Genomic DNA, 19198 nt, shown 5'->3' on the forward strand with positions numbered 1-19198 from the left:
CGAACCATGTTCCATGGTTACCTCGCATTTACCATTCGAGAGCATTTTCTGGGAAGGATTACAGTTCTTGAATACGGGTGGCGACTTGCTCAACTTGGCCTGCGAAAAGATCGCCGAACTGGAGGTGCCCGCCTTCATCAAGGACAGCGAGCTGCGCTATGTTGCGGTCAACGGCGCCTATGCCGCCTTCTTCCGCGAGCGGGCGGAGGCCTTTGTCGGCAAGACCGACCGCGAACTATTCGGCCGGCTCGAGGATGGCGTGCGCGACGACCGCGAGCGTCAGGTCGTGGTGTTCGGTGACGAACAGACGACACTGGTCTTTGACCCTCATGGTCACGAACGCTATCCCTTAAGGGTCGAGCGATTCTTCGGCGACGACGACGCGATCTACGTCTTCGGCCTGTTCGACGAGGCGCCGTCCAGGTCGACGCGGTCTCGGCGGCCGGCGGCCAAGGCCGCGCCGAAAGCTGTTGCGGCGCAGAACCCGGGCGATCTGTTCCATGCCACGCTCGAAGACCTTCCGGTCGCGACCTATGTGCGCGACGCCGATCATCGCATGGTCTTCGTCAATCGCGCCTTCGTCGACATGGTCGGCGCGCCCAAGGAAGCGCTGATCGGCAAGACGGAGCACGAGTGCTTCCCCGATCGCGGTGACGAGTACTACGAGGGCAACCGCCACGTCCTTGAGGAGGGCATTACCTGCGAGCAGGAGGACGTCTTCCGCCGCAAGGACGGGGTCGTCGTGCCGGTGATCTCTCGGGCAAGCCGCATCGAAATGGCGAACGGCGATCGCTACATGGTCGGCTCGATCACAGACATATCGCTGCTGAAGAACCGCGAGGCCCAGCTGGTCGAGGCCCAGAACGAGGCCGAAGGCCTGCATCAGCATGTCGAGAGCCTGCTGAAGTCGATGCCGGTCGGCATCCTGATCCTCGGTGCGGACTACGCCATCGAATACGCCAACGACGCCTTCTACGACATGCTCGAGGCCGATGCGCCGATCGACATGACCGGCTGGCACTATCGCGACTTCCTGGCCTTTACCGTCCGTGGCGGCGGATCGCAGAGCGTCGAGGCCGACGTCGAAGCCCTGTTCGCCAAGCGTGTCTCGCAGTTTAGCGATGCTGAGAACGACACCACTTCGCGGGCGGAGACAATGAGCGGCCAGATCCTGGCGATCCGCAGCAAGAGGCTCGCCTCAGGCAAGATCCTGATCACCTATTCCGATATCACCGCTCTGCATAAGCGCGAGCAGGAGAGTGTCCTCTACCGCACGGCGATCGAGCAATTGCCGGTTCCGGTCTTCATTCGAGACAGCGAACGCCGGCTGATCTTCGCCAATTCCGCCTATGCCGCGTTGCAGGGTGGCGAACGCGAGAAATTCTACGGTCTGACCGAGGAGGAGATGTTTCCGCGTTCGGGGCAGCAGCTGCGCGAGGACAATATTCAACTGCTCGAAACCGGCGAGGCGATGGACCGAGCTCAGGAACTGCCGATGGCCGGCGACCGGATCCACTCGGTCATTACCTCCCTCGGCCGGATCATCACGCCGGACGAACGGCGCTACATCGTCGGGTCGATCACCGATGTCTCGCTGCTCAAGGCGCGCGAGCGCGAGCTGGTGGAGGCGCAGGTGCGGGCGCAGAAGCTTTACGACGATCTCGTCAGCGTCTTCCGAATTATGCCGGTCGGCGTGGCAATCCTCGATCGTGACTATAACGTCGAATTCGCCAATGAGCAATGCGCGACGATCTGGGCCTGGCCCGAAGGCACGCCGCTCGAGGGTATGTCGTTTCGCCATTACTGCGAGCTCAATCAAAAGAAGGGGTGGAGCTGGCCTGAGATCGACTTCGAAGAGGGTTACCGGCAGCGCGTCGCTGCCTTCGCGGAACTTCGCGGGTCGGTGACTCGCGAGATGGCGTATGCCGACGGAAAACACGTGCTGAGCACCGCCACGCGCCTGACTGGCGACCGTATTCTGCTGACCTATGCCGATCTCACCGAGATGCGGAAAAAGGAACGCGAAATCAGCGAGGCGCGCGAGCAGCTCGAACGCCTTGGCCAGTTCATGCAGGATGCGACGCGCGTCATGGCGCAGGGCCTCGTCTTCGTCGAGGATGGCGTCATCCTCCAGTCGAACGAGGCGCTGGCGCGCATCCTCAATGTTCCGTCGATGTATCTCGAGCCGGGGCAGAGCTGGCATGCCTGCTTTGCCTATTGCGCCAAGCGGGGCGATTTCGGCGACGAGCCGATGGCCGAGCTGCAGAAATGGCAGGACAAGATCCTCTCCCATCAGTCCTTCTCCGAGGTGTTCCTGGCCGATGGCAAGACCTGGGTGCAGCTGGAGGCGACGGTCAGCCGGCGCGGGCACTGGATGCTGCTCTATTCGGACATCACCGACATCAAGGCTCGCGAAGGGGAACTGACCGAGCTTCTGGCGCGCAGCGAGGCGGCCGACAAGGCCAAGTCAGAATTCCTCGCCAATATGAGTCACGAGATTCGCACGCCAATGAATGGCGTGCTCGGCATGGCGGAACTCTTGGCGAAATCGGCGCTGGATACTCGCCAGAAGACGTTCGTCGATATTATCGTGAAGTCCGGCAACGCACTCCTCACCATCATCAACGATATTCTCGACTTCTCCAAGATCGATGCCGGACAGCTCAAGCTGCGCCAGGTTTCGTTCGATCCCGTCGAGGCGATCGAGGACGTGGCGACGCTGCTGTCGGCCTCGGCGGCGGAAAAGGACATTGAACTGATCGTCTGCGGCGACGTGACCGTGCGGCACATGGTGTCGGGCGACCCCGGCCGTTTCCGCCAGATCGTCACCAACCTGGTCGGCAATGCGATCAAGTTCACCGAGAAGGGCCATGTGCTGATCGAGCTGTCGAGCACTCCCTCGGACGGTTCGCAGGTCATGCTGACGATTCGAATCGAGGATACCGGCATCGGCATCCCCGAAGACAAGCGGGCGTCGATCTTCGACAAATTCTCCCAGGTCGATACCTCGTCGACGCGGCGCCATGAAGGGACCGGGCTCGGCCTGGCAATCACGGCCGGCCTCGTCGATCTGTTCGGCGGCCATATCGATGTCGAAAGCGCCGTCGGCGAGGGCTCCGTCTTTACCGTCCAGGTGCCGTTCACCGTCGCCCACGAGCGCCACAGGCCGCAGCCGCTGCCGGTCAATGTCGAGGGCGCGCGCGTCCTGGTGATCGACGACAACGACATCAATCGGCGCATCCTCACCGAGCAGCTCGAGCTCTGGGGCTTCGACGGCGTTGCCGTGGAAAGCGGTCACGCGGCGATGGCGGTGCTCGAGGAAGCCCATCGCATCGGCGTGTCGATCGATGCCCTGATCATCGACTACCAGATGCCGGTGATGAACGGGCTCGACGTCGCCCGGATGATCCGCGCCGACAAGCGGTTCGAGAGCATCGCGATGATCTTCCTGACTTCGATGGACATGGTCGGCGACGAGCGGATCTTCCAGCAGTTGAACGTCCAGGCGCATCTGATGAAGCCGGCGCGCGCCAATCTCCTGCGCAGCGCCATCGTCGACGTGGTCCGGGCCGCAAGGCTCGGCAAGCCGCTGAGCATGGTGGAGCCGGCCGCGCGGCTAGCGCCTCCGGCAGGAACCGATCGCAGGAGCCTCGCGGTCCCGGCCAGCGGTCCGGCGCAGCCCAGGTCTCCGGCTTTGGCGCGGCGCGATACGGCCATGCCGGCGCGGGCCGGTTGCGACGTGCTGGTCGCCGAGGACAACGAGGTCAACCAGATCGTCTTCCGGCAGATCCTACAGTCGACCGATCTGTCCCACCGTATCGTCGGCAACGGCCGCGAGGCGATCGCCGCCTGGCGGACCGACAATCCGCGGCTGATCCTCATGGACGTCTCGATGCCGGTCCTCAACGGCCATCAGGCGGCGCGCACCGTTCGCGAGGCCGAGAAGGCCGAGGGCGAGGGCCGGCACGTGCCAATCATCGGCGTTACCGCCCATGCGCTCGACAGCGACCGGGAGGCCTGTCTCGCCGCCGGCATGGACGACTATCTGTCGAAGCCGATCAGCCCGGAACAGCTCGAGGCAAAGATCGAGCGCTGGCTCGGCCATTCTTTGCGTGACGGCTCAGTCCTGGCCGATTCCGGCCACTGAGCCGGGCTTCACGCCGCAAAGCATTTCGCGTTTTCCGGCAAACCCCTTGCGCCGCTCGACCGCGAAGCCCGCCGCGATCAGGTTGCGGCGCACGAAGCCGGCCGCGGCATAGGTGGCGAAACTGCCGCCCGGCACGGTGTGGCCATGGACCTCCGCCATCAGCTCCGGCGACCACATGGCGGCATTGCGCGCCGGCGCAAAGCCGTCGAGAAACCAGGCGTCGAAGGCAAGCGGGCTCGATGTGAGGCTTTGCAGCGCGTCGCCGCAAAGCACGGTCAGCCGGGTCTGTTCGTCGAGGTCGAATTCGACCGTTCCGGTCGGGTTCTCCGGCCAGAGGGCGGTGAGCGCCTGGCGTTCGGCATCGATCTCAGGCCAGCGCGACAGGGCCCGGGATAGCTCTTCCGCCCGCATCGGATAGAGTTCGAACGAGACGAAGTGCAGGCGTCCGTCCTTCAGCCGCGTCGCCTTCCATTGCCGCCAGGTCTCGCAGGCGTTGAGACCGGTGCCGAAGCCCAGTTCGCCGACGCGGAAGGTGCCGGGGCGGACCCAGCGCTCCGGCAGGCCGTTGCCGGCGAGAAAGACATGGCCGCATTCGAGGCGTCCGTCGGTCTGGCAATAAAAGTGGTCGTCAAAGGCGGTCGAATAGGGCATATCGCCGTCGCGCCAGGTGAGTTCCTGGGCGGCCGGCGCGGTCGGTGATGTCGAAGTGGAATGGGTCATGACCATTGCGGATAATGCCAGCGGGCCTGTCGGTCAATCGCGCGCAGCACTACTGATCGCCGGCGGCGGCGTGATGGGGCTCTGGGCGGCGCTGAAGGCGGATCGCCTCGGCATAGACACGTTGCTGGTCGACGCCGGACCGCTGGCGTGGGGTGCAAGCGGCGGCCTGCTCGGCGCGCTGATGCCGCACATGCCGGACAAGTGGAACGACAAGAAGCAGTACCAGTTCGATGCCCTGTTGTCGCTGGAAGACGAGGTGCGCGCCCTCGAGGCCGAGACCGGCCGGTCCGCCGGCTATCGCCGTTCCGGCCGCCTGATCCCGCTGCCGAAGCCACATTTGCGGACGATCGCCGAACGCCATGAGCGGGAGGCGCTGGTCAACTGGCGGGCAGGGGACCGATCGTTTCTCTGGAATGCGGTCGACGTTTCGCCGTTTGGTCCGGATTGGCCGACCCCGGACGTTGCAGGCGCCGGGCTGGTCCACGACACGTTCGCGGCGCGGGTCTCGCCGCGCGGCCTCACGGGCACGCTGGTCGAGCGCCTGCGCAGGGCGCAGCATGTGCGGATCATCGAAGGCTGCGGCGTCGAGAGTATCGAGGGGACTACGGCCCGGCTGTCGGACGGCACAAGCGTCGCCTTCGGCCATTGCATCGTGTCGGCGGGCCACCGGTCTTTCCCTCTCCTGGAAACGCTCGGCCCGCCACTCGCCCGGCCGCTCGGCCAGCCGGTCAAGGGACAGGCCGCCCTGCTGAAGGGCGACATCGATCCCGACCTGCCTCTGCTCTATCTCGACGGGCTCTACATTGTGCCGCACGAGGGTGGACTGGCCGCCATCGGCAGCACCAGCGAGGACCGTTTCGACAACCCCTTTTCGACCGATGGCCAGATCGAGGACCTGATCGAACGGGCGCGTCTGCTCGCCCCGGTGCTGAAGATGGCCGACGTGGTCGAACGCTGGGCGGGCCTTCGCCCCAAGGCGATCGATCGCGACCCGATGGTCGGACCGCATCCGGGCAATGCCCGCGTCATCGCGCTGACCGGCGGTTTCAAGGTCAGTTTCGGCATGGCGCATCGTCTGGCCGAGGAAGCGCTCGGCGCGGTCCAGGGCCGGCCGATGACCATGCCGGACGGTTTCCATCTCGCGAGCCACATCGCCGTTGCCACACGCAAAGCGTGAACGTCTTTCCCGTTTCCCTTCGTCATACTGTCACGCAAATCACCTAACTGCTCTGGTATAACGTCTCTTGCTAAAATGGACGTCCCCCGGAAGCGAGGTGTCGCATGCGGTATGCCATCTATTTCACCCCGTCCTTCAGCGATCCGCTGACGCTCGCGGCCGCAAGCTGGCTCGGGCGCAACGTCTATTCCGGCGAGCCGGTCGAGCATCCGGCGGTGCGCGGCCTGGGTATCCATGAGATCGCCTTTCACACGGCGCTGCCGCGCCGCTACGGCTTCCACGCGACGCTGAAGGCGCCGTTCCACCTGCATCTGGACAGCACCGAGGCGGCGCTGCTGCGCGAACTCATGCGCTTTGCCGGCACGCTCGAACCCTTCGAGATTCCGCGGCTGGTGGTCGGCCGTCTCGGCGATTTCTACGGCCTCGTGCCGGAGAAACCCTGCGCTTCGCTCGACTATCTGGCGGCCGCCGTGGTTCAGCAGTTCGACGGCTACCGCGCGCCGCTCAGCGAAGCGGAGATCGAGCGGCGCAATCCCGACGGCCTGTCGGCGCCGCAGTTCTCCAACCTGCATCGCTGGGGCCATCCTTACGTGATGGACGAGTTCCGCTTCCACATGACGCTGACCGGCCCGCTGCTGTCGCGCGATTTCGGCCGGATCGAGGCGGCGCTCGGCGCCCATTTCGACCCCGTGCTCGGCGAACCGGTCGAGATCGCCAACCTGGCGCTGTTCGTCGAGAAGGAACCCGGCGCGCCCTTCCTCGTGCATTCGCTGCATCCGATGGGTCGCGTCGCCGCCCGCAAGATCGCCTGAACGCCGGCGTACGCAGCGGAGCCTAAAAGGCAGCGCCCTGCGCCTGCGTTTGCATCTCGACATCGGGCGCCGGCCTGCTTACCGTCTGGTGTCCGATTTCAGGGTGATTTGATGCACAACGACAGCTACCCGCGCGACCTCGTAGGTTACGGTCGCAACACTCCCGATCCGCGCTGGCCGGGCGATGCCCGCATCGCCGTGCAGTTCGTCGTCAACTATGAGGAGGGCGGCGAAAGCTCGATTCTCGACGGTGACCCGGCTTCCGAAAACCTGCTGTCCGAGATCGTCGGGGCGCAGCCCTGGCCCGGCCAACGCAATCTCAACATGGAATCAATCTACGAATACGGCTCGCGCGCCGGCTTCTGGCGGCTGTGGCGGATGTTCACGGAGCGTCAGGTGCCCGTCACCGTCTACGGCGTAACGCGCGCCATGGCGCGCAATCCGGACGCGGTCGCGGCGATGAAGGAGGCCGGCTGGGAGATCGCCAGCCACGGCTATCGCTGGCTGGAATACAAGGATTTTCCCGAAGCACTCGAGCGCCAGCACATTCTCGAAGCGGTGCGCCTGCATAGGGAACTGACCGGTTCCCATCCGCGCGGCATGTACCAGGGCAAACCCTCGGACAACACCCTGAAGTTGGTGATGGAGGAGGGCGGTTTCCTCTATTCCTCCGACAGTTACGCCGATGACCTGCCCTATTGGGTGAAAGGCGTGGACGGCAAACCCTTCCTCATCATCCCCTATACGCTCGAAACCAACGATATGCGTTTCGCCACGCCGCAGGGTTTCAATTCCGGCGACCAGTTCTTCACCTATCTGAAGGACGCATTCGACGTGCTCTATGCGGAAGGCAAGGCGGGCAGCGCGAAGATGATGTCGGTCGGCCTCCACTGCCGCCTCGTTGGCCGCCCCGGCCGCGCCGCAGCCCTTGCCCGTTTCATCGACTACGTGACGAGCCACGAGAAGGTGTGGATCCCGAAACGCATCGAGATCGCCGAACACTGGCACAAGCATCACAAGCCGGTCTGAGTCGCGGGACTGCTGCTTCGATCTTGCAGCGTCATAGCGGATGCGCTATATAGCGTATATGCGATGGATTGTGAAAACCCACGATGCCGTTGATGCCGAGATCCTGGCGCTGCCGCCGGGATTGCAGGCGCGTCTGATCCGCCTCCTCGAAACGATAGAGGCTGTCGGGCTCGAGCAGTTGCACGAGCCGCATGTCAAGCATCTCGACGGCAAGCTCTGGGAACTGCGCGCCAAAGCATCGGAGGGTATCGCGCGGGGGATCTATGTCACGGTGACGGGGCGGCGCGTTGTCGTGCTGCATGTCTTCGTCAAGAAATCGCAGAAGACCCCGAAGGGGGCGCTGGAATTGGCGCGGGCGCGCCTGAAAGAGGTGAAAGCATGACCAGGATCGCCGATCTCAAGAAGAAGCTGATGGAGAACCCGGAGTTCCGGGCCGAATATCAGAAGGCGGACGAGGAGTTCCGGTTGATCGAGGCACTGGTGCTTGCCCGCACCCGGGCCAAGCTGTCGCAGGCGGAACTGGCACGCCGGATCGGGACGACGCAATCGGCGATCGCCCGGCTGGAAGGCGGCGGCGTCTCGCCGTCGCTCTCGACGCTGAGGCGCTATGCCGAGGCGACCGGCGCAAGGTTGGAAATCAATCTGGTCGAGACCTGATCCCTTCGTGGCATAGCGCCGGAGGCCGTCCTTGCCTTGCCTCATCGGACCGGGGCGGCGCCTCGACAAGCCTTCCGGGCTTCGCTACTCCTTGGCCTCTGATCCAATCAACTGCTTCGCGTGCCGGGAGACTTCATGGAAAAGGCGGACTTCATTTCCCGCTTCGGCGGCGTGTTCGAACACTCGCCTTTCATCGCCGAGCGGGCCTTCGATGCCGGTCTGGTCGCCCAGCCGCTTTCGGCGTCCGGCGTGCATGTGGTGCTCACCGATAAATTCCGGAGCGCCTCACCTGACGAACGGCTCGGCGTGCTGCGCGCCCATCCGGATCTGGCCGGTAAGCTGGCGATCGCCGGCGGATTGACCGAGGACAGCCGTAAGGAGCAGGCGGGGGCGGGGCTCGACCGGCTTTCGCCCGAGGAACATGCCCGCTTCACCGCGCTCAACACCGCCTATACGAGCAAATTCGGCTTCCCCTTCATCATCGCCGTGAAGGGGCTGACGAAGGACGACATTCTTGCCGCCTTCGAGACGCGGATCGACAACAGCCGCGAGACGGAATTCGACACGGCCTGCGCGCAGGTCGAGAAGATTGCCCGGCTTCGCCTCGAAAGCCTCATTCCGGAGAACGACTGACATGCCCGAAATCTCTACCGTGGTCCTGCCCGACTTTGCCGCAGGCGCCGTCAATCTCGCCTCGGCCCGCCTCGGCGCCCAGGGCATCTTCTCGACCGACGAGTTCTTCGCGCCGCTGTCGCGCATGCTGAACGACGCGCCGGCCGAATTCGATCCGGATCTCTACGACGACAACGGCAAGTACATGGACGGCTGGGAAAGCCGGCGCAAGCGTGTTCCCGGCCACGACTGGGCGGTGATCCGGCTGGCCATGCCCGGCCGCATCTTCGGCTTCGACGTCGACACCCGCTTCTTCACCGGCAACTACCCGCCGCATTGCTCGATCGAGGCGGCCCATGTCGCCGAGGGCGATCCGACCGAGGCGACGGTGTGGACCGAGCTTCTGGCCAAGGCGCCGCTCGGTCCGGGCGCCCAGCATTTCTTCGAGAATGCCGACCGCGACAGGGTGTGGACGCATCTGCGGCTGCACATCTATCCGGATGGCGGCGTGGCGCGGCTACGCGTTTACGGGGCGGCCCATTTCGACTGGTCGAAGGTTGCTGCGGATCAGGAACTCGATCTCGCCTATGTCTTCCACGGCGCCAAGGCGCTCGCCTGGTCGGATGCCCATTATGGCCATCCCGACAAGATGCTCGGGCCGGGACGCGGCCTCAACATGGGCGACGGCTGGGAGACCAAGCGTCGGCGCGGACCGGGCCATGACTGGGCGATCATCCGCCTCGGCCACGCCGGCCTGATCAAGCGCATCGTCGTCGATACGCATTTCTTCAAGGGAAATTATCCGGACACCTGCGAACTGCTCGGCGCCTATCTGCCGGAGGCCGGCGACACGTTCAGCCCGGAGGATATTACCCGCTCGGAAGGCTGGAAGCCGATCCTCACCCGGCAGAAGCTGGAGATGGACCGCGAACACGAATTTTCCGGGTCGCTCGTCGCCGATATCGGGCCGGTGACCCATGTGCGCTTCGCCATGCATCCGGATGGCGGCGTCATGCGCCTGCGCCTCTTCGGCACCAAGGCCTGAGGCCGGAACCTGGTGGGGCGCCTACTGCTTGGGTGCCTCTTCCATCTCCCGGATCGCTTCCTGGTGATACCAGTTGCCGCATTCGACGATGACCGGGCGTGCGCGGCCCTCGCGCTCCCGCATTTCCATCAGCTTCTGAATGTTTCGAACCGGGAACTCTAAGATCTTCGCCGATTCCCGAACCATGTTCGTCGTCATGCTACTGCCCTCGTTGTTCATCGAGAACGATGCTCGATGGCTGAGCCTACCAGAGTTTTCAGGCTGATGCACACGGAAAGTGCATTATGCCTAATATGTAGGCATAATTTGCGGCGCGCTGCCGATGATCGTGATTTCATCATTTCGCCTCGCGCGATCCGTCGTGCAGGGAAACACGCCATGGCTGCGGAAGTTCCCACAAAATAGGCAAAAGGACCGTGGATGGCAGCGGTGCGAGGCCGCCAATTCTGGCGGGGGCGCTAAAAAATAGGTCCATTGGCGCGCGTTTCGGCGAAACTGGCACGCTTCATGCTTTCTTAATCGGGACTCGCCGGGAACCCGGAGAATCAGCCCTCTGTTGCGCTCTTGGGCGAGCGCTTGACTGAAGAGAGACGAAGAATGACCAAGTTTAAGCTCGAGTATATCTGGCTGGACGGCTACACGCCGGTTCCGAACCTTCGCGGCAAGACGCAGATCAAGGAATTCGACAGCTTCCCGACGCTGGAGCAGCTTCCGCTCTGGGGTTTCGACGGCTCGTCGACGATGCAGGCCGAAGGCCGGAGCTCCGACTGCGTGTTGAAGCCCGTCGCCATCTATCCCGATCCGGCCCGTACCAACGGCGCGCTGGTCATGTGCGAAGTCATGATGCCGGACGGCGTCACCCCGCATCCGTCGAACGCCCGCGCCACCATCCTCGACGACGAGGACGCCTGGTTCGGCTTCGAGCAGGAATATTTCTTCTACAAGGACGGCCGCCCGCTCGGCTTCCCGGAACATGGTTTCCCCGCACCGCAGGGCCCGTACTACACCGGCGTCGGCTACAAGAACGTCGGTGACGTCGCCCGCCAGATCGTCGAGGAACATCTCGACCTCTGCCTCGAAGCCGGCATCAACCACGAAGGCATCAATGCCGAAGTGGCCAAGGGCCAGTGGGAATTCCAGGTGTTCGGCAAGGGCTCCAAGAAGGCCGCCGACCAGATCTGGATCGCCCGCTACCTGCTGCTGCGTCTGTGCGAAGGTTACGGCATCGACATCGAGTTCCATTGCAAGCCGCTCGGCGACACCGACTGGAACGGCTCGGGCATGCACTGCAACTTCTCGACCAAGTACATGCGCGAAGTCGGCGGCAAGGAATATTTCGAGGCCCTGATGGCTGCTTTCGCCAAGAACTGGAAAGAGCATATCGACGTCTACGGTCCGGACAACCACATGCGCCTGACCGGCAAGCACGAGACCGCTCCGTGGGACAAGTTCTCCTACGGCGTGGCCGACCGCGGCGCCTCGATCCGCGTTCCGCATTCCTTCGTCAACAACGGCTACAAGGGCTATCTTGAAGACCGTCGTCCGAACTCCCAGGGCTGCCCCTACCAGATCGCTTCGCAGGTGCTGAAGACGATCTCGGAAGTGGCCACCGCCGACTACGGCCGCAGCGCCGCCTGATCGGGTCTCTTTCCCAAGACGATGACGACGACGCCGGCGAAAGCCGGCGTCGTTTGCGTTTGAGGATCAGCCCCTTGCGCTGTGCAGCGCTTCCCTCGACGGGCCGGCTCGCCTATATTGGCCGCCAAGGAGATGTCCGATGAAGCCGTCCGAAGTGCTGGAACAAAACCGTCAGGTGATCCGCGAGGCGACGAATCGCTTCAACGCGGCCAACCCGCGCGTCTTCGGCTCGGTGGTCCGCGGCGAGGACCGTATCGACAGCGATCTGGACATCCTGGTCGACGCGTTGCCGGGAATGACATTGTTCGACTTGGGCGGTTTGCAGTCCGAGGTGGAGAAGCTGCTGCCATGCAAGGTGGATGTGGTGACCTCGGGCGGCCTGAAGCCCCGGATGCGCGAGCGGATCCTGGCCGAGGCGGCGGCCATATGACCCCGGAGCAACGACTGCTCGACAATCTACTCGACATGCAGCAGGCAGCCTCCGAGGCGATCGGCTTCGTCAGCGGATCGACACTGGAGACATTCGAGCGGGAAATCCTGACCCAGCGCGCGGTCGCGATGACGTTCGTGCTGATCGCCGCCGCTGCATCCAGGATACTCAGCCGTTTTCCGGATGTGGCGTCCGAGCACCCGGACATCGCCTGGTCGAAGATCGAGGAGTTGCGCAACGTGGTCCTCCGCCAATACGGAGATCCCGATTGGCCGCTGGTCTGGGACACCGTCCAAAAGGACCTGCCGGCACTCATCGCCCAGCTCGATCAGCTGCGCCATCCGCATATCCAGGGAGAATGACCCCGCTTGACCGATCTCCTTTCCATCCAGCCGCTCACCGCCGCCGCCTTCTCGCCGTTCGGCGAGGTGATCGAGGCCGATCCTTCCACCATGCGCCTGATCAACGGCGGCACGACCGAGCGATTCCATGCGCTGTTTTCGCCCGAGGTTTCCGGCGAGGGGGCGCGTGTGATCGTCAACGTCTTCCGCGGCCAGCCGCGCAGCTTTCCCTACGAGATCGGCATGATGGAGCGCCACCCGCTCGGCAGCCAGAGCTTTTCGCCGCTGTCGGGGCGGTCCTTCCTGGTGGCCGTGTCGCCGGACGAGGGCGGTCGGCCCGGCCGGCCTGAGGTCTTCCTGGCGCGTCCCGACCAGGGGGTGAACTATCGCCGCAATGTCTGGCACCATCCGCTGATGGCAATCGGCGCCGTCTCCGATTTTCTGGTTGTCGATCGCGACGGTCCGGGCAACAATCTCGAAGAGCATTTCTTCGCAACGCCATACCGCATTCTGGAGCCCCATCTATGACCGGCCTCACCACCCACGTCCTCGATACCGCCCTCGGCAGACCCGCCGAAGGGCTGAAGATCCAGCTGATGCGGATGAACGGGGAGGAGGCCGAGCTGATCACCACGGTCTTCACCAATGCCGACGGACGGATCGACGGCGGGCCGCTGCTCCAGGGCGCGGATTTCCAGGCCGGGCAGTACGAGATGCTGTTCCATGCCGGCGACTATCTGAAGGCGAGCGGCGTTTCGTTGACCGAGCCGCCCTTCCTCGACGTCATCCCGATCCGCTTCGGCATATCCGATCCGAGCGCGCACCATCATGTGCCGCTCCTGCTTTCGCCCTACGGCTATTCGACCTACCGGGGCAGCTGATGATCTTTGCCGCCATTGCCGACGTGCACGGCAACCACCTGGCGCTGGAGGCGGTGCTTGAAGACATCCGCCGGCAGGGGATCAGCGAGATCGTCAATCTCGGCGACTGCTTTTCCGGCCCGCTCGAAGCGGGGCTGACCGCCGATCTGTTGATCCCGCTCGATGCCGTGACGGTGCGCGGCAATCACGACCGGGCGCTGATCGACCGGCCGTTCGAGGCGATGGGCGACTGGGAGCGGCCGTCCCATGCGCAGCTTTCGCAAGCCCAGCTCGACTGGATCCGCGCGCTGCCCTTCAGTGCCGTCTATCGCGACGAGGTCTATCTCTGTCACGCGACGCCCCAGGACGACAATACCTACTGGATGGAGACACTGCACGAGGCCGGCATCTTTCACCTGAGGCCGATCGGTGAGATCGAAGCCATAGCCAAGGGCATCGAACAGCCGCTGATCCTGTGCGGCCACAGCCATATCGCCCGCTCCGCCCAGCTTTCCGACGGGCGGCTGATCGTCAATCCCGGCAGCGTCGGCTGCCCGGGCTTCGACTATGACAGGCCCTTCTACCACAAGGCCCAGGCCGGCGCGCCTTTTGCCGCCTATGCGGTGCTGGAAAAGACCAGCCGCGGCTGGCAGCCGACCTTCCGGCAGGTACGCTACGACAACGCGGCTGCCGCGGAGCTGGCCAGGGTGCACGGCATGGCCGATTGGGTGAGTGCGCTGTCGACCGGCTGGATCGCCTGAGGCAGCAAAAAAAGTTCGCGATGGCGCCGAATAATGCGGCGGGCCGAGGTGTTCACCTCCTGCAACCCCAAACGCAGAGGAAACCCCGATGATCTTCGCTCCCCTTCGCATCGCATCGCTCGCCGCCGTCGGCGCGCTGTCCGCCACGCTTTTCTGTGCTCCGGCCTTCGCCGAGGGCAGCGACAGCGACACCACGCCTGTCTGCAAGAAGGGCGAGGTCTATGACAAGACCAGCCAGAAATGCGTGAAGCAGTCCGGCGCCAACCTGAGCGACGAGAACCTTGCCGATTATGCCTATTCGCTGGCCAAGGCCGAGCGTTACGAGGAGGCGCTGGCCGTGCTCGACACGGTCAAGGACCAGTCCGGCGCCGAGGTGCTGAACTATCGCGGTTATGCGACCCGCAAGCTCGGCCGCACCGACGAGGGCATCGGCTATTATCTGAAGGCCGTGGCGGTCGATCCGCAGTATGCCAAGGTCCGCGAATATCTGGGCGAGGCCTATGTCATCAAGGGCAAGGTCGATCTCGCCGAGGAGCAGCTGCAGGCCATCGACGCGATCTGCGGCACGACCTGCGAGGAATACCAGGATCTGAACGCCGTCATCAGCGGCGCGAAGAAGATCTGATCGCCGCCGCCCGGTTGAATGGAACGGGACGGTCCGCGGCCATGCTTTCGGGCATCGCAGGCCGTCCGCGTCAGCCAGCCGTCGCTGCTCCCATTTTCACCGCCGGTTCCTTGCAAATGTCGGTCGCGCCGTTCAGTCTCGCCTCCCAGAGTCGCCCGCGCCCGCGGGTGCCGGATCGTCCGGCATCTGCGGCGAGCCATCCTGTTCGGGAGGAAGCCATCGCCAGCGAAACCGATGTCCGCAGCGGCCTCGTGCCGCATCTCGGGCGGTTGTGGCGCTATGCCTTCGTGCTGGCGCGCGCCCGCGACGTGGCCGACGATCTGGTGCAGCAGACCTGTGTCAGGGCGCTGGAGCGGGCGGCACAGTTTTCCGGCCCGCATATCGATCACTGGCTCTTCGCCATCCTGCATTCGATCTGGCTGAACGAGCTTCGCGCGCGCCGGGTGCGCCAGGGCCAGGGCACGGTCGAGGCGGGCGAGGTGCTGTCGTTCGACGGCGGGATCGAGGCCGACCGGCGGCTGCTCGCCAATCAGGTCATGCGCCTCGTCGATGCCCTGCCGGAGGCGCAGCGCAGCGCCGTCTTCCTCGCCTATGTGGAGGGAATGGCCTATCGCGAGGTCGCCGCGATCCTCGACGTACCGATCGGCACGGTGATGAGCCGGCTGGCCGCGGCCCGAGCAAAACTCGCAGAGGCGACCTCGGAGGCGGCGCGATGAAAGAAGACGCAAACATGCTGAGCGACGAGCACCTGACGGCCTTCATCGACGGCGCGCTGTCGCCGGAAGAGGCGGCTGCGGTCGAACGGCGGATCGACACGGATCCGGCGGTCGCCGAACGCGTCGAGTTCCTGATGCGGGCGAGCCTGCCCTTCGCGGAGGCCTATCGGCCGCTGCTCGACGAGGCGCCGGTTGCACGCCTCGAGGCGATGCTGGATGAGGTTTCCGCGGCGAGACCCGCAAGGTCGGGCCTGGCCATCAGCCGGCGCGGGCTCTTGGCCGCGCTCGCCGCCTCGGTCGCCTTCGGCATGGTGTTCGACCGCTTCGCCCTGCAGCCCTTGCGTGGCACCGGCGCCGGTGATGGCGAGGAACAGGCGGAGGCCGGCGAATGGCGCGGCCTGGTCGCCCAGTACATGGCGCTCTACGATGCCGACACGCTCGTCGGCGTGGCGCCGCCGCCGGAGCGACAGGTAGCGGAACTCGGAGCGGTCAATGAGCGGCTGGCGCTGGCGCTGACGCCGCAGGCCGTCGCCCTCGAAGGGGTGGATTTCAAACGGGCGCAGGTCCTTTCCTATGACGGCCGGCCGCTTGCCCAGATCCTCTATCTCGATCCTAAAAGCGGGCCGCTAGCCTTCTGCATCGTGCGCAAGGCCGGGCCGGCCATCGCCCCGGACACCGAACAGCGCCTCGGCATGACGGTGGTCCACTGGTCGAACGGATCGCATGCGCTGATGCTGATCGGGCATGCGCCGAAGGCGCGGATGCAGGCGCTGGCACGGGATTTGGCGGGACGCATGTCGGCCTAGCAGGTCCTGGCAGGACGCAGGAGCCAGCAGCTGCGATGCCACGCCTCCGTGCCTTCCGATTTCAGGCCTTGAACGGCTTCTCGGCGATGATGTCGCCGTCGATTTCCGTGATCCGGCGCTTGCCGCAGAGTGCCATGGCGGTGTCCATCTCCTCGGCGATGATCTCCAGCGTCTTGGTGAGGCCCGGCTTGCCCATGGCGCCGAGGCCATGGAGGAAGGGGCGGCCGATACAGTGCCTGCATTGTCGCTTTGGGCGTTCTTGTGGGACCCGAAGGCGCAGTGGAAATTTTCTTAAGGTTGTTGTAAATTTTAAAGATCCCGATATAGTTGTGGTGTAGCAGCGAAAAACGCCCGTTATGCGGGCGTTTCTTTTGAGGAAAACGAAAATGGCCGAAGAAAAGAAATTGCGTTTGCCTGCCGATGCGACACTGACCGCCGAGAATTTCAAGCTGAACCATGATGGAAGCGTTACCATTCAGAACAAGGAACTCAGCGCCTATCTGACCGACAAGCTGACGGCGTCGGTCAAGAACCCGAAGGTCGACCAGGAGTATGTCGGCGTCGTTTGGGGATAGGTCTGATTGCGATCGCGGGAGTGATCTGGCTGGGCCGGGGCAGAGGTCAGATGCGTGAAATGCGCAGTGCCTTCGGCCCAGCACTCGCTTTGAGCTGAGCAGTTTTCTCAACCCGTTGCGCTGCGTTCTCAGGGTGGATCAGTTTGCCAGCCCTGCCATAGGAATGCTCGCGCGCCTTGGCCGTGGCGTTCCCGCGGACGATGACGTCACAATGGAGAACCTCATGCGCGTGGCCTTGGTGTCCATGCCTTTCGGCATGATCTTTTCGCCCTCGATCGCACTGGGTCTGCTGAAACAGCTCGCGCTGTTGCGGCAATGGGACGTTTCCGTGCACTACTTCAACCTGAAGTTTGCCAAGCTGATCGGCGATCGCTTCTACAACGACATCGCCTCGCGACTGCCCACCCATTCCCTTGTCGGCGAGTGGGTGTTCTCGGACTGTTTTCCGGATTCGGGTCGAAGGCCGGACCAGGAATTCATCGAAGCGATCGTCAGGCCATTGTTCCAGGACAGTGCGCGAACGATCCTCAACCGGCCCGTGGATGTCGGCGAGTTTATCGCCCAGCTGCTGTCAGCCAAGTCCTTGGCCGCTGGTTTCGTGAAGGACTGCGCAAGGGCGATCACCGCGGAGAAGCCGGAACTCGTCGGTATCACGAGCGTATTTCAGCAGCATGCGGCCTCCATCGCCCTCGCCCGGGAGATCCGGGCGCTCAGCCCTTCGTCCTTCATCGTCATGGGCGGCGCCAATTGCGAAGGTGTCATGGGGCAGGCTCTGAGCGAGATCGCTCCCTGGATCGACAGGGTCGTGTCGGGGGAGGGCGAACGAGCTTTCGACCAGATCCTTAGCGACCGGAAAGACAACATGGAGAAGACCGCCCGTCGAGGCGCAGGGGCGAAACTCGGCGCCCGGCGGGACGGTGCTGCCGTCAGTCTGTCGTCGCGCGCGGAGCTGGATGCCCTGCCTATCCCGGAATATTCCGACTACTTCCGCCAACTGGAAGCGCTTGAACTCGATCGCTCGTTCTTCCGGGTTGAGCTGCCGTTCGAGACGGCGCGTGGCTGTTGGTGGGGGGAGAAGCACCATTGCACGTTCTGCGGTCTGAATGGCGAAGGCATGGCCTATCGGTCCAAATCGCCGGATCGCGCCTATGTCGAACTGATCGACCTCATCCGGACGCATCCCGGTTGCCGCATAGCGGTAACCGACAATATTCTCGATATGAAATATCTGAAGACGCTCCTGCCCCGCCTGACCACTGCCGATATTCGCATGGAGGCGTTCTGGGAGGTGAAATCCAATCTGGCCCGCGAGCACCTGCAGATCATTCGCAGCGCCGGGGTGACCCATGTTCAACCGGGCATCGAAAGCCTGTCGGATTCGATACTGGAGCTGATGCGCAAAGGTGTGCGGGCCATCCAGAACGTACAGCTTCTCGTCGACTGCGCGGCGACCGGCATAACGCCCGGATGGAACATCCTGTGGGGCTTTCCTGGCGAGGCGGCGGAAGAATACAGAAAGACGGCCGAACTCCTTCCATCGCTTTTCCATCTGCAGCCGCCGGTCGGAGCCGGCCCCGTCGGAATTCACCGTTTCAGCCCGATGTTCCAGCAGTCCGCCCAGTTGGGCGTCGGGCACAAGCTGCCAGCGCCGGCGTATCGCTATGCATTTCCCTTTGCCGGCGACAGGCTTGAGGATCTGGCCTATTTTTTCGACGGCGAATATGCCTGCAGCGGCGACGTCGCCGGCTACACGATGGAGGTTCGCGATCGTGTGGATTGCTGGAAGAAGGAGCACGAATCCAGCGTGCTGGTCAGCGTCGACAAGGGCACGTCAGTCCTGATCATCGACACGCGCTCCTGCAGACGGCAACCCGTCACCCTTCTGTCCGGGCTCGACCGGCAGATTTTTGACGATCTTTCCAGAGCCCGAAAGCGTGACGCCTATATCTCTACATTCACTGCCGAGCTTAGGGAGGATGTCGAAAACCGCATCGATGCTATGCTGGCCCGGCGCATCCTGGTGGAGATCGGTGCATGGCTCCTGGTTGTCGCCGTCCCGCTGTCGGCCGCTTACCAGCCGACGGGAAATGCCGCAGCCGCCCTCGTGCAGGCGATCCGGGAGACCGCCGTATTCGATCCGGACCGCGGCGAAATGATTATTGTCGCAGGCCCCGGACGCGGGGGCGAGACCGCAGCGGATCACGCAAACACCAAGGCCGCCTCGCCATAGCCGGCGCCGCACCGGCC

Annotated in this window: 21 protein-coding genes and 1 pseudogene; 19 read left to right on the plus strand and 3 right to left on the minus strand. The window is 64.0% G+C overall.

Going from position 1 to position 19198, the window contains the following annotated elements; translation table 11 throughout:
- Positions 1-67: 67 nt before the first annotated feature.
- The gene (locus tag AC07Y0_RS03745) at positions 68-4147 is read left to right on the plus strand and encodes a PAS domain-containing protein (RefSeq protein WP_498674652.1); all 4080 of its coding nucleotides are present in this window, start codon (positions 68-70) and stop codon (positions 4145-4147) included.
- Here AC07Y0_RS03745 and mnmC2 read toward each other — a convergent pair.
- Entirely contained in the window at positions 4121-4867 is a 747-nt protein-coding gene (gene mnmC2 / locus AC07Y0_RS03750) for a tRNA (5-methylaminomethyl-2-thiouridine)(34)-methyltransferase MnmC2 (protein ID WP_498674653.1), read from the minus strand. The genes AC07Y0_RS03745 and mnmC2 overlap by 27 nt on opposite strands.
- Between mnmC2 and AC07Y0_RS03755 the strand changes: the two genes are divergently transcribed.
- The 7 genes from AC07Y0_RS03755 to alc all read left to right on the plus strand — a co-directional run bounded on the left by AC07Y0_RS03755 (position 4866) and on the right by alc (position 10199).
- Positions 4866-6044, plus strand: a complete 1179-nt coding sequence (locus AC07Y0_RS03755; RefSeq protein WP_498674655.1) for an NAD(P)/FAD-dependent oxidoreductase — start codon at positions 4866-4868, stop codon at positions 6042-6044. The two genes, mnmC2 and AC07Y0_RS03755, sit on opposite strands and share 2 nt — an antisense overlap.
- A 104-nt stretch (positions 6045-6148) precedes the next feature.
- The gene (locus tag AC07Y0_RS03760; protein WP_498674658.1) at positions 6149-6856 is read left to right on the plus strand and encodes a DUF1045 domain-containing protein; all 708 of its coding nucleotides are present in this window, start codon (positions 6149-6151) and stop codon (positions 6854-6856) included.
- Positions 6857-6967: 111 nt separating this feature from the next.
- Positions 6968-7885 carry an allantoinase PuuE gene (gene puuE / locus AC07Y0_RS03765; protein ID WP_498674661.1) on the plus strand — a complete coding sequence of 306 codons (918 nt, stop codon included), beginning with the start codon at positions 6968-6970 and terminating at the stop codon, positions 7883-7885.
- A 70-nt stretch (positions 7886-7955) separates the two neighbouring features.
- The gene (locus AC07Y0_RS03770) at positions 7956-8267 is read left to right on the plus strand and encodes a type II toxin-antitoxin system RelE/ParE family toxin (RefSeq protein WP_498674662.1); all 312 of its coding nucleotides are present in this window, start codon (positions 7956-7958) and stop codon (positions 8265-8267) included.
- Positions 8264-8542 (plus strand): helix-turn-helix domain-containing protein, encoded by a 279-nt coding sequence (locus AC07Y0_RS03775; RefSeq protein WP_498674663.1) that lies wholly within the window; start codon positions 8264-8266, stop codon positions 8540-8542. The genes AC07Y0_RS03770 and AC07Y0_RS03775 overlap by 4 nt, the downstream gene beginning before the upstream one ends.
- Positions 8543-8677: 135 nt before the next feature.
- Positions 8678-9175, plus strand: a complete 498-nt coding sequence (gene uraD / locus AC07Y0_RS03780; protein ID WP_498674665.1) for a 2-oxo-4-hydroxy-4-carboxy-5-ureidoimidazoline decarboxylase — start codon at positions 8678-8680, stop codon at positions 9173-9175.
- Position 9176: 1 nt separating this feature from the next.
- Positions 9177-10199, plus strand: coding sequence for an allantoicase (alc, locus tag AC07Y0_RS03785; protein WP_498674666.1), 1023 nt, complete (start codon positions 9177-9179; stop codon positions 10197-10199).
- A 21-nt stretch (positions 10200-10220) separates the two neighbouring features.
- On the opposite strand, the gene AC07Y0_RS03790 is transcribed toward alc, so the two are convergent.
- Entirely contained in the window at positions 10221-10397 is a 177-nt protein-coding gene (locus AC07Y0_RS03790) for a DUF2735 domain-containing protein (protein WP_498674669.1), read from the minus strand.
- Positions 10398-10796: 399 nt separating this feature from the next.
- Here AC07Y0_RS03790 and AC07Y0_RS03795 point away from each other — a divergent pair, with 399 nt between their 5' ends.
- From AC07Y0_RS03795 to AC07Y0_RS03835, 9 genes are all read left to right on the plus strand, one after another.
- Positions 10797-11837 (plus strand): glutamine synthetase beta-grasp domain-containing protein, encoded by a 1041-nt coding sequence (locus AC07Y0_RS03795; protein ID WP_498674670.1) that lies wholly within the window; start codon positions 10797-10799, stop codon positions 11835-11837.
- Between the two features lie 139 nt (positions 11838-11976).
- The gene (locus tag AC07Y0_RS03800) at positions 11977-12267 is read left to right on the plus strand and encodes a nucleotidyltransferase family protein (RefSeq protein WP_498674672.1); all 291 of its coding nucleotides are present in this window, start codon (positions 11977-11979) and stop codon (positions 12265-12267) included.
- Positions 12264-12629 carry a HepT-like ribonuclease domain-containing protein gene (locus tag AC07Y0_RS03805; RefSeq protein WP_498674674.1) on the plus strand — a complete coding sequence of 122 codons (366 nt, stop codon included), beginning with the start codon at positions 12264-12266 and terminating at the stop codon, positions 12627-12629. The genes AC07Y0_RS03800 and AC07Y0_RS03805 overlap by 4 nt, the downstream gene beginning before the upstream one ends.
- 6 nt (positions 12630-12635) lie before the next feature.
- Positions 12636-13136, plus strand: a complete 501-nt coding sequence (locus AC07Y0_RS03810; RefSeq protein ID WP_498674675.1) for an ureidoglycolate lyase — start codon at positions 12636-12638, stop codon at positions 13134-13136.
- Positions 13133-13489 carry a hydroxyisourate hydrolase gene (gene uraH, locus AC07Y0_RS03815; RefSeq protein WP_498674677.1) on the plus strand — a complete coding sequence of 119 codons (357 nt, stop codon included), beginning with the start codon at positions 13133-13135 and terminating at the stop codon, positions 13487-13489. The genes AC07Y0_RS03810 and uraH overlap by 4 nt, the downstream gene beginning before the upstream one ends.
- Complete coding sequence (locus AC07Y0_RS03820; RefSeq protein WP_498674678.1) at positions 13489-14229, plus strand: metallophosphoesterase family protein; 741 nt, start codon at positions 13489-13491, stop codon at positions 14227-14229. Before uraH ends, AC07Y0_RS03820 begins: the two co-directional genes overlap by 1 nt.
- An 88-nt stretch (positions 14230-14317) precedes the next feature.
- Complete coding sequence (locus tag AC07Y0_RS03825; protein ID WP_498674679.1) at positions 14318-14854, plus strand: tetratricopeptide repeat protein; 537 nt, start codon at positions 14318-14320, stop codon at positions 14852-14854.
- A gap of 116 nt (positions 14855-14970) precedes the next feature.
- The gene (locus AC07Y0_RS03830; RefSeq protein ID WP_498674681.1) at positions 14971-15570 is read left to right on the plus strand and encodes an RNA polymerase sigma factor; all 600 of its coding nucleotides are present in this window, start codon (positions 14971-14973) and stop codon (positions 15568-15570) included.
- Complete coding sequence (locus AC07Y0_RS03835) at positions 15567-16376, plus strand: anti-sigma factor family protein (protein WP_498674682.1); 810 nt, start codon at positions 15567-15569, stop codon at positions 16374-16376. The genes AC07Y0_RS03830 and AC07Y0_RS03835 overlap by 4 nt, the downstream gene beginning before the upstream one ends.
- 61 nt (positions 16377-16437) lie before the next feature.
- Here AC07Y0_RS03835 and AC07Y0_RS03840 read toward each other — a convergent pair.
- A pseudogene (locus tag AC07Y0_RS03840) lies at positions 16438-16605 on the minus strand (alpha-hydroxy-acid oxidizing protein); the annotation flags it as partial.
- A 157-nt stretch (positions 16606-16762) separates the two neighbouring features.
- On the opposite strand from AC07Y0_RS03840, the gene AC07Y0_RS03845 reads away from it, so the two are divergent.
- Together AC07Y0_RS03845 and AC07Y0_RS03850 are read left to right on the plus strand one after the other, a co-directional pair.
- Positions 16763-16951, plus strand: coding sequence for a hypothetical protein (locus AC07Y0_RS03845; RefSeq protein WP_498680332.1), 189 nt, complete (start codon positions 16763-16765; stop codon positions 16949-16951).
- A 211-nt stretch (positions 16952-17162) separates the two neighbouring features.
- Positions 17163-19181, plus strand: a complete 2019-nt coding sequence (locus AC07Y0_RS03850; RefSeq protein ID WP_498674684.1) for a RiPP maturation radical SAM C-methyltransferase — start codon at positions 17163-17165, stop codon at positions 19179-19181.
- Positions 19182-19198: the final 17 nt, after the last annotated feature.

The sequence above is a fragment of the Allorhizobium sp. GW101-3B10 genome, from assembly GCF_059424725.1.

Bases quoted from the DNA above. Each gene is read 5' to 3' on its own strand.
- AC07Y0_RS03850 (WP_498674684.1), top strand. From the start codon at position 17,163: ATGGAGAACCTCATGCGCGTGGCCTTGGTGTCCATGCCTTTCGGCATG.
- AC07Y0_RS03755 (WP_498674655.1), top strand. From the start codon at position 4,866: ATGACCATTGCGGATAATGCCAGCGGGCCTGTCGGTCAATCGCGCGCA.
- AC07Y0_RS03800 (WP_498674672.1), top strand. From the start codon at position 11,977: ATGAAGCCGTCCGAAGTGCTGGAACAAAACCGTCAGGTGATCCGCGAG.
- AC07Y0_RS03845 (WP_498680332.1), top strand. From the start codon at position 16,763: ATGGCCGAAGAAAAGAAATTGCGTTTGCCTGCCGATGCGACACTGACC.
- AC07Y0_RS03830 (WP_498674681.1), top strand. From the start codon at position 14,971: ATGTCGGTCGCGCCGTTCAGTCTCGCCTCCCAGAGTCGCCCGCGCCCG.
- alc (WP_498674666.1), top strand. From the start codon at position 9,177: ATGCCCGAAATCTCTACCGTGGTCCTGCCCGACTTTGCCGCAGGCGCC.
- uraH (WP_498674677.1), top strand. From the start codon at position 13,133: ATGACCGGCCTCACCACCCACGTCCTCGATACCGCCCTCGGCAGACCC.
- AC07Y0_RS03835 (WP_498674682.1), top strand. From the start codon at position 15,567: ATGAAAGAAGACGCAAACATGCTGAGCGACGAGCACCTGACGGCCTTC.
- mnmC2 (WP_498674653.1), bottom strand. From the start codon at position 4,867: ATGACCCATTCCACTTCGACATCACCGACCGCGCCGGCCGCCCAGGAA.
- AC07Y0_RS03820 (WP_498674678.1), top strand. From the start codon at position 13,489: ATGATCTTTGCCGCCATTGCCGACGTGCACGGCAACCACCTGGCGCTG.
- puuE (WP_498674661.1), top strand. From the start codon at position 6,968: ATGCACAACGACAGCTACCCGCGCGACCTCGTAGGTTACGGTCGCAAC.
- AC07Y0_RS03775 (WP_498674663.1), top strand. From the start codon at position 8,264: ATGACCAGGATCGCCGATCTCAAGAAGAAGCTGATGGAGAACCCGGAG.
- uraD (WP_498674665.1), top strand. From the start codon at position 8,678: ATGGAAAAGGCGGACTTCATTTCCCGCTTCGGCGGCGTGTTCGAACAC.
- AC07Y0_RS03825 (WP_498674679.1), top strand. From the start codon at position 14,318: ATGATCTTCGCTCCCCTTCGCATCGCATCGCTCGCCGCCGTCGGCGCG.
- AC07Y0_RS03760 (WP_498674658.1), top strand. From the start codon at position 6,149: ATGCGGTATGCCATCTATTTCACCCCGTCCTTCAGCGATCCGCTGACG.
- AC07Y0_RS03795 (WP_498674670.1), top strand. From the start codon at position 10,797: ATGACCAAGTTTAAGCTCGAGTATATCTGGCTGGACGGCTACACGCCG.
- AC07Y0_RS03805 (WP_498674674.1), top strand. From the start codon at position 12,264: ATGACCCCGGAGCAACGACTGCTCGACAATCTACTCGACATGCAGCAG.
- AC07Y0_RS03790 (WP_498674669.1), bottom strand. From the start codon at position 10,397: ATGACGACGAACATGGTTCGGGAATCGGCGAAGATCTTAGAGTTCCCG.